The 11,509-nt window shown below is 39.5% G+C and carries 11 protein-coding genes; 3 read left to right on the top strand and 8 right to left on the bottom strand.

Going from position 1 to position 11,509, the window contains the following annotated elements; all coding sequences use genetic code 11:
- Positions 1-69 precede the first annotated feature (69 nt).
- The 3 genes from I6N90_RS16775 to I6N90_RS16765 all read right to left on the bottom strand — a co-directional run bounded on the left by I6N90_RS16775 (position 70) and on the right by I6N90_RS16765 (position 4,074).
- Positions 70-1,359 carry a sensor histidine kinase gene (locus I6N90_RS16775; protein WP_197936779.1) on the bottom strand — a complete coding sequence of 430 codons (1,290 nt, stop codon included), beginning with the start codon at positions 1,357-1,359 and terminating at the stop codon, positions 70-72.
- Position 1,360: 1 nt separating this feature from the next.
- On the bottom strand, positions 1,361-2,101 hold the full coding sequence (locus I6N90_RS16770) for a LytR/AlgR family response regulator transcription factor (protein WP_197936778.1): 741 nt from the start codon (positions 2,099-2,101) through the stop codon (positions 1,361-1,363).
- 116 nt (positions 2,102-2,217) lie between these two features.
- On the bottom strand, positions 2,218-4,074 hold the full coding sequence (locus I6N90_RS16765) for a helix-turn-helix transcriptional regulator (RefSeq protein WP_197936777.1): 1,857 nt from the start codon (positions 4,072-4,074) through the stop codon (positions 2,218-2,220).
- Between the two features lie 138 nt (positions 4,075-4,212).
- On the opposite strand from I6N90_RS16765, the gene I6N90_RS16760 reads away from it, so the two are divergent.
- From I6N90_RS16760 to I6N90_RS16750, 3 genes are all read left to right on the top strand, one after another.
- On the top strand, positions 4,213-6,120 hold the full coding sequence (locus I6N90_RS16760; protein WP_232243067.1) for a serine hydrolase domain-containing protein: 1,908 nt from the start codon (positions 4,213-4,215) through the stop codon (positions 6,118-6,120).
- 18 nt (positions 6,121-6,138) lie between these two features.
- Positions 6,139-6,957 (top strand): CPBP family intramembrane glutamic endopeptidase, encoded by an 819-nt coding sequence (locus tag I6N90_RS16755; protein WP_197936776.1) that lies wholly within the window; start codon positions 6,139-6,141, stop codon positions 6,955-6,957.
- Positions 6,958-7,236: 279 nt separating this feature from the next.
- Positions 7,237-7,638 carry a RidA family protein gene (locus tag I6N90_RS16750; RefSeq protein ID WP_197936775.1) on the top strand — a complete coding sequence of 134 codons (402 nt, stop codon included), beginning with the start codon at positions 7,237-7,239 and terminating at the stop codon, positions 7,636-7,638.
- 117 nt (positions 7,639-7,755) lie between these two features.
- On the opposite strand, the gene I6N90_RS16745 is transcribed toward I6N90_RS16750, so the two are convergent.
- The 5 genes from I6N90_RS16745 to cysC form a co-directional block, all read right to left on the bottom strand.
- A complete protein-coding gene (locus I6N90_RS16745) occupies positions 7,756-7,971 on the bottom strand; it encodes a helix-turn-helix domain-containing protein (protein ID WP_197936774.1) in 216 nt (71 codons plus the stop codon).
- Positions 7,972-7,981: 10 nt separating this feature from the next.
- Entirely contained in the window at positions 7,982-8,458 is a 477-nt protein-coding gene (locus tag I6N90_RS16740) for a DUF2975 domain-containing protein (RefSeq protein ID WP_197936773.1), read from the bottom strand.
- A gap of 204 nt (positions 8,459-8,662) precedes the next feature.
- On the bottom strand, positions 8,663-9,115 hold the full coding sequence (locus tag I6N90_RS16735; RefSeq protein ID WP_197937179.1) for a helix-turn-helix domain-containing protein: 453 nt from the start codon (positions 9,113-9,115) through the stop codon (positions 8,663-8,665).
- Between the two features lie 108 nt (positions 9,116-9,223).
- Positions 9,224-10,834: an S-layer homology domain-containing protein gene (locus tag I6N90_RS16730; protein WP_197936772.1), complete on the bottom strand. Its 1,611-nt coding sequence runs from the start codon at positions 10,832-10,834 to the stop codon at positions 9,224-9,226.
- 58 nt (positions 10,835-10,892) lie between these two features.
- Entirely contained in the window at positions 10,893-11,411 is a 519-nt protein-coding gene (cysC, locus tag I6N90_RS16725; RefSeq protein WP_197936771.1) for an adenylyl-sulfate kinase, read from the bottom strand.
- Positions 11,412-11,509: the final 98 nt, after the last annotated feature.

The following is an 11,509-nucleotide window of genomic DNA, read 5'->3' as shown; positions in this document are numbered from 1 at the left end:
AAGGAAGTTCGTCGTTATATAAAAAAGAACCTTGAAACGCAAAAAACAATCCCTAAACAACATAGTTGTCTAAGGATTGTTTATTAGAAATGGTAGCAGGACCATATTATTAAAAGCTTTATTTTTCACTTCAATGGTCATATGTCCGCCGTATTTGTCACATATTCTTGCTACATTTGTTAATCCAATTCCATGAAGTTCGGGGTTTTGTTTTTGGCTTTGTAAATGAACAACTTCGTTTTCCATATGATTTAGAATGTGAATGAGAAGCGTAGACTCTGTAGCATATATCTTAACTAAAATATACCGATCTTCTGCGATCTTCACCTTTTTTGAAGCTTCGATTGCGTTATCCAACATATTGCCAACCACAACACACAAGTCGTATCGGTCAATTTGGACGACTTCTGAATTTAAGTTAAGTTTTGTATCTATTCGTATTCCATTCGCTTGCCCAATGTTAAGTGTATTTGTTACGAGTGCATCTATAACTAAATTACCCGTATTAACTCGTTGATAGGCGCCTTCAACCTTATTTAATGTCGTCTTAATATGTTCCAGTGCTGTTGCCAGCTCATTTCGCTTAATACATTCTTCTATATATAGAAACTGTTGATTTGTATCATGAATAATTCTTTTAACTGATTTGAAGCTATGGACGACTTTTTCATAGTTTGCATCTTGATAATCCATCTGTTGTTGCAACTGATTGTTCTTATTCATAAATTGAAATTTATCAATAATATTATCAATAATATAAAAAGTGATCACGTTTATGAAGAGAATTCCAATGGCTGAAAGGAAAGAAGCAACGTCTTTATAATTGAGAATATTCAATTGCACTATACTTGCAATAGGCGTAATCAAAAACAGAACATAATAACGATAGTGCAAAGACAACCTTCTACGTTTGGCAAATAGTCTAATGAGCTGAATGATAACAAACATAAGAAAATACGAAAATAAACCAACCTTCATATCCAATATATGATCTCTCAAATCTAAAGAATCAGAGCTACTATAGCCAACCGGATCTAATCTGTATAATAAAAAATTGGATATAAAACTTGTAGTAGACACTAAAACACCATAAAGAGTTGTGAAAATGATCTTTGTTTTCATTTCTACTTTATAAGATTGTGCAAAACTAAATATAACAAGCAAGCCTAATATCCATTGCAGAATGAATGAGGTTTGTGAATTAATGTAATATAGGTAACCTAGCAAACCAACGATAATAAAGTAGATAAATCGGTTAGGTTTTTTAGTTGCTTTATCAAAAAACGAGTTGAAGTAAAAATTAGTTTGGACTACCAATATAATAACCATACTAATTTGAATAACATGGATTAAAATCATATCAATTAATCTTCATAATCATAAATTTAGTGTAGATATCTTTTACCTCTTTTACTTTTGAGCGGCCAATTGGCAGTTCCATTCCATTCGACATTAGGACAACTCCGCTAGCAAATTTTTTTACATGTAATAGATTAATAATAATAGAACGATGGATTTGCAAGAAGTTACAGTCTTTTAACGTGACAGCATAATCTGAAATGATGCCTTTGCTTTCATAGGTTCCAGTAGAGGTTATTAAGTGGAGTTTGCTTTTTATCGTAAAACTTTTGGCAGCTTCAATACTAATGAGGTCATCATGTTTTAAAATAATTTCCTCGTAGCCTGATTTAATGATCATGAACTTTTTATCAAGCGCCTTAAAGTATTGGCATACTTTGATGACTTTCTCCTCCAAGGTCGCAGGAGCAATCGGTTTTATTAAATATTGAAACGTCATGACGTCAAAACTCTCTACCATATAGTGGGGGTAACTGGTCAGAAATATAATCTGTTCGTCTAGTTTGTTTAACCCTCTTATTTTCCGAGCTGTTTGAATGCCGTTCATTCCACCCATTTCAATGTCCAAAATGAATAGATGGAATGGCGTTTCATGGCGCTCATAATGAGCTACTAACTGCTCTCCCGAGCTGAATAATTGAATTTCAAACTCTATATTTGTTTTAATTGACAACGCAATTAAGCTACTTTTTACAAGCTCCCTTTGTTTATCCTCATCATCACAAATCGCGACTCTGTACATAGACGATACACCTCACATATTCATTACACTTATTCTAGAACCAAATGTAATAATAATGCAACAATGTAACTTTCATGTACTTCAGCACACTTTGTCTTGCATATAGTAGCGCTCACCTAAACAACAAGCCCTTCCTCCTGCGCTTTCTTCACCGCGTCATCCCGATTATTCACGCCGAGTTTAGCATAAATCATCGTCGTACAGTTACGAACGGTACCTTCTGAAAGAAATATTTTGTCGGCAATCGCTTTTATACGAAGCCCCTGCACGAGGGACGCCAAAATTCCTCTTTCACGCTCCGTCAATCCATAAGGGCAAACACGCACTTGTAATTTACGCAACCCATCCAGTTCCTTCTGCTGATCCTTCATCTCACGGAAGAGGACATCTGCGATAGACTGAGTAATTAGCGTCTCCCCTTGATGAACGATTCTTATCGCCTCTACTAACTCAATAGGAGAAACAGATTTGAGTAAATAACCACTGGCTCCGCTCCCCAGTGTATTGGCTGCTTGCGAAGCCTCCTCTATCGTCGTCACCATAATAATACGTATAGTTGGCCATCGCTCTCGTATGACTTGCAGCGTACTAGGCCCGTCTAATATAGGCATTCGAACGTCCAGAAGCACCACGTCAGGATTCTCGGTTGGAATCATGTCGAGTGCTTCTTGTCCGTTTGCTGCAAGCCCGACGACGTTCATATCCTTATGTTGTTGTAAGATCAACTGCAAGCTTTCTCTAAAGATTGGCTGATCATCAACAACAAGTACCCGAATGCTTGTTTCTTGCGGCAGGACCGTCTGATGGGGCAGACAGCAAATAACTGCTACACCTCCATCATCTAGACGATGAAGGACTAACTGTCCATGAAGGGCTTCAAGCCGATCCCTCATCGACTTTAGACCGAATCCGAATGCAATGTCCTTGTTTCCATTCCCGTTATCTTCAACCTGCATTCTAATTTGGCCTTCTTCAAAGTACAATCCTACCTGTATAAATGAAGCACCGCCATGGCGTACAGCATTGGTTAACGATTCCTGTAAGCAACGATATAGGGTCAACTTCCGGGAACGGCTTAATTCACACTCTTTACCGTAAATTCGTAACTTAACCTTTGCCCCTGTCGACTGATGAAATTGTTCTATTAATTGATGGAAAGAGGATTCGACAGTCGCGGACGCATCCTGATTGGTTTGTGCCCAGTTGTGAACGATTCCCCTGGTTTCATTCAATCCACCACGCGCCATATGAAGCAAGGTGTCTAATCGATTTATTTCAGTAGTAGACACATGAGGTCGAAGTGTCTCCAATCCCATAATGATCGTTGTCATCGTGAACCCGATCGTGTCATGCAACTCCCTGTATATTTTGTCTCTTTCTTCTAGCAACGTTATTTGCTCCACTTGACTCACATACTGCTCCAACACCTGATTCTGTTCCTTTATAATCAAGCTCTGTTTTTGTGTCCGACTCAATAGTTGAAACGCCAAACCGAAACCATACATCCCTAAGTGGTACAAAACCGCTTGAAAGGCGACACTATCGAAATCCAGACGAGCGGTATTCCAAGCTAGAAAAGGGATAAGAAGAATCGTAATAGGTCCCGTCCAACGGTATGTTCGTTCTATACTATGGAAACCAATGACAAAAGCAATGATTACAAACTGCCATTGGGTCTCTTCAAAATAATAATTTAATGCAATGTATAAGCTCCCATTCAGCAAAAGTTCAGCAATTAAATAAGCACTCCGTGAATAACGGTTAAACCAGTAAGGAAGTGCAAATGCAAATACCGAAATAGCTATTGCTGCCCAAATAGGATACGGCAAACGGTCATAATGTTGAACAAGACCAAAGACAATTGTTATCCACCACATAAAGCGGAGAGTGAAGATCGTCCAATCGAACCATGTCCACTGTTTAGTAAACAACATCAGGAATAAAACCTCATTTCCACATTTAACTGCGACCATTATAGCATGTGCCTCCATGAAGCGATATCACGAATAATCATGATAGATTACAACTTCCCAATATGACAGTTTGGGCCTCATACTGGGCCTTATCGCTATAACCTGGCGAAATAAATCGCTCTTAAATGAAAGGTGAAGATGATGTTGAAGATGTCTTTTACACACAAATGGTTCGCTGGTCTGCTCGCTTCTTGCTTGTTATTCATCATGTGCATGCCGCAAGTAAATGCGAATACAAATGAGACCTCGCCAGTCTCTACAGAAGTTCTAGAACAATTGATTGATCCAATTATGAAAGAGGAGATGAGCAAGCTTCATATTCCCGGAGCAGCGGTTGTGATTACCCAAGGAGAACACATCATATATAGCCAAGGATATGGCTTTGCTGATCTGGAACAACAAGTTCCCGTTAAACCAGAAAGTACGTTGTTTCGCATAGGCTCCCTAACCAAATCATTCACCGCTACGGCTGCTATGCAACTGGTTGAGGAAGGAAAGCTTTCGCTCCATGATGATATCAATACAGCACTAAAAGATTATCAGGTTAATGGCAAACAAGGTCCAATCTCACTGCATCATCTGCTCACGCATACGGCAGGTCTGGATGAACTGTCGTATGAAAGAGATAATCGCGAGGGGTTAATTCCAGAATGGTCGACCGATGCAGTTAGAACATATTTGAAAAGACAACCGACGATATTTACGCCTGGTAGTAAATTTCAATACAGTAATGCTGGGTCAGGACTTGTGGGAAGTGTAGTTGAACAAGTCTCTGGACTTCCATTAAATGATTACATGCAGCAACACTTGTTTCAACCGCTCGGCATGAGTAGTGCAACCTTGAATCTACCACAGGATAGGGCCAAGCTAGCTAAGAGCTATGTCTATACGGACAACGGACATCAGGAGTTTCCTTATGCGGGCATCCATTTCCCCGGAGGAGGAGCCGCTAATCTGACGCCGAATGACTTCGCCCCTTATATGATTGCACATTTATCGAGTGGTAATGTTAACGGCAAGCCCTTGCTTAAACCAGAGACAATAAAGATGATGCATGCGAAGCAGTTCTCTTCTCATGAACGCATGTATGGAATCGGATATGGTTTTTTTCGGTCGGAGACAGTAAATGGGGTTCCCTACTTGTGGGCGAATGGAGGAATTGACGGATTTAATTCGAAAATGGTGCTCATTCCTTCGAAGTCCATCGGCATCTTCATTACTGTCAACTCCGGGCAGGGTGGAATGGAGATGCATGGTAAAGTTGTTGACGCCATATTCCAGAAGCTTGATTTGAATACGGCTCCCAAGACTCTTGCACCCTTTAAAGATTCAGGGAGCATGATTAAGGAACTAGAAGGACGATACGAGTTGTATTTGGCTGCAAAGCATGGCTGGGCCAAGGGACTTCGTTTGCTAGGCAGCATACCCTACACGGTAGAGGCCAAAGATGATCAAACATTAGTAGTGACTGGATTATTCCAAAATGACGGCCAACAGATGCTAAAGAAAGAATTTACCCAAATAGATGAACGATTTTTCCAAGAAGTCGGCGGAGAAGAACAGCTATACTTCCATAAAGAACAAGGTACATGGACGATGACAGGGCCGATGAATTTCTCGCTTGAACGTAAGGCTTCGTTTGAATCAGGAACTGTCCTAATGGCGCTGTATATCGCACCTGTCATTTTGTTCATGCTAATTCTACTCTTATGGATTATAAGGTATGCGATACAGAAATGGCGTAAGCAATCAAATCACATATCTGGTATTGTTCCCATTGCCACTCTCCTTCAGGTTATATTCTTTATCGCTCAATTTACCTACGGGAATGGAGAGATTCTATATGGATACTCACTGTTTTATAGGCTAGTTGCAACTTCAATGCCTCTTATTTCGTCGGCATTAGCTATTTATTTATTGATCCGAATATTTAATGGCAAAGAGCAGGATCGATGGAAGGCCGTGAACATGGTTATCGCCGTGCTTACGATCTTTTATACGGCTTACTTATTTTATTGGAACTTTCTTTCGATACATTTTTCTTAGAAATAGGAGGTTGCGACAATGTCTCTTAAACAAAAGATTACTTATTATCTGGGTATAACGCTAGGTATTACTTTTATCATGCAAGCGTATATAGGTTCGGATTACACTTCCACGAATATTCTCTTGATGATGTGGCTACCAGGCTTAGTTGCCATAGCATTCACCCTGCTTGATAAGGAGAAGCGTTTCGGAACGCTTGGTTTGCGGCTTCGTCGCCCCTTCTATTTAGTTATGGCAGTTGCAATACCCGCCTTAACGTTTGCCATTACAGCTGGGGGCTCAGCACTATTGTTCGAGGGTAGCATCCGATGGGGGGATTACGGCCTTATGACTATGACGGACAGCTTTGAGCTGAATCTCCTCATCACCGTCATAGTAGTCGTAGCTAAAGCTTGCCTTGCCGCGCTTGGCGAGGAGCTTGGCTGGAGAGGATATGCACAAAGTAGGATGATGACTTCTTTCGGTACAGTGAAAGGGATTGTCATTTTGGGTATCGTATGGGGGTATTGGCATGTCGGGGTTACCCTTACTGGACCTACCTTTCAAGGTGCGCCACTACTATCGGCACTTGTATTGATGCCACTGGCATGTATCGGTATGTCATTTATGTTTGCATGGTTGACTCTGAAGTCCGGCTCCGTATGGCCTGCTGCCGTGGCTCATGGAATTACAAATGTTCTCTTTGATTTCTCATTCCTCTTAACCGACTATAAAGGGAGCGCTGCCCTGTACTATACTTGGATTATCACAGTTATACTAATAATGGGCGGGATCTTTATGTATCTGATTAAACGAATGGGAACGATGGCTGCGAATAGCATGAACAACGTTTCCTGAACACTACTAGTCAATTTAGCTCGACTTTTATTCTTCCTGAATAAATGCTATTATTGGAAGGTACGTTAATTTACTTATAAATAAGAAGGAGGAATACCCGATGAAGAAAAGATCTCTTAAATCGTTGTCTTGTGGTATAGGGTATTCTACTGCTGTTTTTTTCTAAAATGAAAAGTGACGGGATCAGTCTGTCAACTATCAAGAAGAATCAAAAAAAACAGCGAAAGTATGTAACCTATCGATAGGTATATATTTTCTATTTATAAGGAGACGTAAACAATGAACTTAAACAATAATGTTATTCAGAGATATAACCCGGAAAATATAGCAAAACCAGTTGGAAGCTACAGCCATGTGACGAAGATAAGTAGAAATGCTGAAATGTATGTTTTCTCCGGTCAAATTGGGATCGATCAAAACAATAATATTCCGACAGCCTTTAATGAACAAGTAACAAATACAATGAACAATATCGTTGATATCCTAGCATCTCAACAGCTGACACCTGACCATGTCATCAAAATCAATATATGGGCAACAGAAGAAATCGATTGGGATCATTTCTATGCTATTTGGGATAACGTATTCGGTCCCACACCACCTTCCATGACGGTTGCATATATTACAGCATTAGGTCTACCGGAATTAAAGATTGAATTAGATGTTTGGGCGGCAGGTTAACACTTTAAAGAAAGTATCTAAAGTTTGTTTGATAGCCGCTACGAAAAACGAGTCTTAGAATCGCTTCTAAGGCTCGTTTTTTTCTGTGTTGAAATTAATTTTGCATATCAGAAATCATTAAGCATCTTCGTCATTTCTATACTCCAAAATATCTCCAGGCTGACAATCTAAAGCTTTACAAATCGCCTCCAAAGTCGATAACCGAATCGCTTTTGCCTTTCCATTTTTCAGTATAGAAAGATTAGCCATCGTAATTCCAATCCTCTCCGAAAGCTCTGTAACGCTCATTTTCCTTTTGGCCAGCATCACGTCAATATTAATTATTATCCCCATGTCATTCACCTCAGACTGTTAAATCATTTTCAGATTTTATATCTATGGCATTTTTTAATAACTTTTGAAGAACAGCAGCAAAGACCGCAATGACCATGGAAGCAAAAATAATGATTAATCCCAATACGATAATTCCTGGCGCATCATCAACTTCCGCAATGAGATATAAAAACGGCATAACTGCCACAAACAAGATACTAATTGTGATTGCACAAGATTTAATATTTTTTAAAGCCTTTACTGATAATTCCGAATATGCATTGTTCTTGTCAATGTAGGTTAGCAATTTGAACGCTTGATACAATGCAACGAAATACGGTATCGCCGCTAAATATGTTGCTACTATCGCTATATATAGCCAATACGCCGGAAACTGTTCTGGTGCTTCTTTAGCTAAGAGCGGTAACCCAAATATACATAAAGCAAGAATCGGTAGCCCAATCAAAATAACAGTTACCTTCAAAAAAAGAGTTGTTCCTCGTTCCATCATACGCACCTCACTTAACTATTTTCAAGTTGACTATATCATGATGTTTATCGTTTTACAATATATATTTGTTGTTATTTTAAGAAAATGGTGAACGTGCAAAAAAAAGCCCTACTCATGACTAGGTTTCCCTCATCATCTGTAAGGCAATCTTTAAGATCATCCGTAATGTACAAACATTCTTCTAGACATACGTTGTTCTCATTAGTTTTCTTTATATTTTTCTTTAAGAATGCTTGACCCAATCCCTGCACCGATACCGATAATTAGAGGAGCGAAGTTCCAAAAAAATTTCCCTCCATACAAGGTAATATCCATCGTTGTCACTTTGTTTAGAAGGAGAACGCCAAGCTTGATCACTAGCAGCACAAGCCCAACTAATACGAAAACATCAAAAAATAATTTCAATCTCGGATAGGCCAATTTTCTACTATCTTTTATCACCTTATTAGTCAAATTCGCATCACTTCTTAAAAGCTCATCTATAGTTACTTCAAATAGATCGCTCACTTTAATAAGGATCTCTATACTGGGATAGTTTTGACCATTCTCCCATTTTGATACTGATTGCCTGCTTACAAACAACTTCTCGGCCAGTTCTTCTTGTGACCAGCCTTTATTGTTTCTTTCCGTTTTTAGCTTTTCTCCAAATATCATCACAACCACTACCTTTCCGCAACTTACAAACCAATATTGGCTTCTCTGCGTGCAAAAGTAAAGATCGCTTTAGTTGCGAAGCCCCGCAACCCACGGTTGCTGCTAATTTCAGAAGGAATAATCATAATATTTCTCTGCGTTCCGTAAGCTTGGCCATATATCCTTACTTTCTCCACCAACATACCAATAGGCCACTCCAGCTAATTTTTTATTCACAGTGAAATGATATTTAGCTATTAGCGACCGACCATCCTCAAACCAAATCGTATGTTTTGTAGACTGTTTCGTATAGTCAGCCACATATTGCCCTAATGATTCATTCCATACCGGTTTAAGGGAATAGGCACTTAGTATCTCATTTTGCTTCGTAAGAGAAATAAAATCCATGGACGCTACAGAGCCATCCTGTTTTAACGTCCAATCGCGGTTATAGAAAGGCAAGGCAAGTATCACCTTATTGCTTGGTACAACCTTAAGAAGCTTGTTCACTGCGTTAGTCACATAAGGCAACGAAGCATTCGAGCCTGCACCAGAAAGCGCTCCGTAATGCTCGTCGTAGCCCATCATTACCATGTAATCAGCCTGTTTGCCAAGTGCAGCATAATCGAATGCCTCCGTCCAATCGGTACCCAGATCAGGGGAAACATCTATCGACAGCACTGTGCCTTGGGCATGCAGTTTATCAGCTAATAAAGTAATAAAAGTCGTAAACGATTGACGATCTTTCGAAGCCACATTTTCAAAATCAATATTAAGACCCTGTAAACCGTATTTTTTTGCGATTTCGGCTAATTGATTCACTAGTTTATTTCTAGCTGCTGCACTAGACAACATCTCATGTGTAGCTTCTTGGTCAAATCGATTACCGACCATAGCCCAAATTTGTTTATTATTCTTTTTCGCCCACGTAACAAGCTTCGTATCGGTATTATCGGTTACTAAACCTGTTTTATCCATGAAGTACCAACGGGGAGATAGTGTATTTACATTCGATTGTAAAATACTATTCCCATACTGTTCCGTCGTTTGACCATACTGCCAGCCGAGCACGATCCGTTTATTAGGTTTTGCCGCAAGCTCGGCAGCCCATTTACTGTTTTGTAGGACACGATCAATTAATACAGCTGTTTCTTGCCTCGAAATAGGAGCAGTTGGCCTAAAGTGGCCGTTATTATCACCTTTTATTAAACCTAGCTTATGAACGGCTGCAACAGATGCGCTCGCCCAATCCGCAATTTGCTCTCCATCTTTGAACACTGTACTCGCGATAGGATTATTTCCTGTCTGTTTCAAAGCTCTTGCCATCCATACTGCCGCTTCTTGACGCGTAACGGATTTCCCTGGTGCAAAGGTTGTAGCCGATTTCCCCTTTGCGAGTTCTAATTGAACAGCAGCTTGTACAAAGCCGTAATACCAAGTATTCTGCTTCACATCCGTATAAGGTGTTACTGGACTCATCACCGGCTCAAGCGCTAGCAAACGGCTTAATATCGTAATAAATTCAGCTCTAGTAACCGATCTAGCAGGCGAGAAACTAGTTTCAGATGTTCCTGTTAAAATATTTTTATTATATAAGTTTATAATTTCTTTTTTGGCATAACTTTTGCTTATATCGTCAAAGGGCAACGCTTTTGCAACTGAAATATACGAAAGAAGACCGCTTATTACTATTAAAATAGTGATCGTTATTATAGGTAATCTACCAACTAAACTTTTCACATTATCACTCCTGACACTAATTCAGGAATCATAACAAAGATTTAGTTTATAAGCATCGTCAAAATAATGGTAGAGTCACGCAAGCTGACTGGTATTGCATGATTTTCGATACACACTCATCTACAGACCATTTATCTGTCTCTACAATTACTTCGGGGTGTACAGGCACTTCATAAGGGGAATCAATACCCGTAAAATGCTTAACCAGCCCTGCTCTTGCTTGTTTATAAAGTCCCTTTGGATCTCTCTTCTCGCATACCTCCAAAGAACATTGCACATAAACCTCCATGTACGAATCTCCTATTAGAGAGCGTACTTTATCACGAGTGGAGCGATAGGGAGAGATGGAAGCGACGATCACATTTAAGTTTGCATCAAGCAGAATTTTGCCAATCTCACCAATTCTTCTACCTACTTCTAATCGATCCTCTTCACTAAATTGAAGATCACTATTAATACCTTTCCTAAGCGTATCTCCATCCAAAATGTAACTATTTTCTATTTGCTGTTTCAATGCCTCCGCAATCGTTGACTTCCCTGAACCCGACAGCCCCGTTAGCCATATCATTTTCCTCATAGATACACCTCTTTTAAATGATAGTCTTCCATAAAATTCCAGTAATTTCTACTGGATTGAAGACTATTCATCGTTTAATTCACCCTTTTTATGTAAAC

This window comes from Paenibacillus sp. GSMTC-2017 (assembly GCF_016019935.1).
In the GTDB taxonomy this organism is placed as follows: Bacteria; Bacillota; Bacilli; order Paenibacillales; family Paenibacillaceae; genus Pristimantibacillus.
The sequence above is the reverse complement of the archived record's forward strand: the minus strand, read 5'-3'. Positions and strand labels throughout refer to the sequence as shown.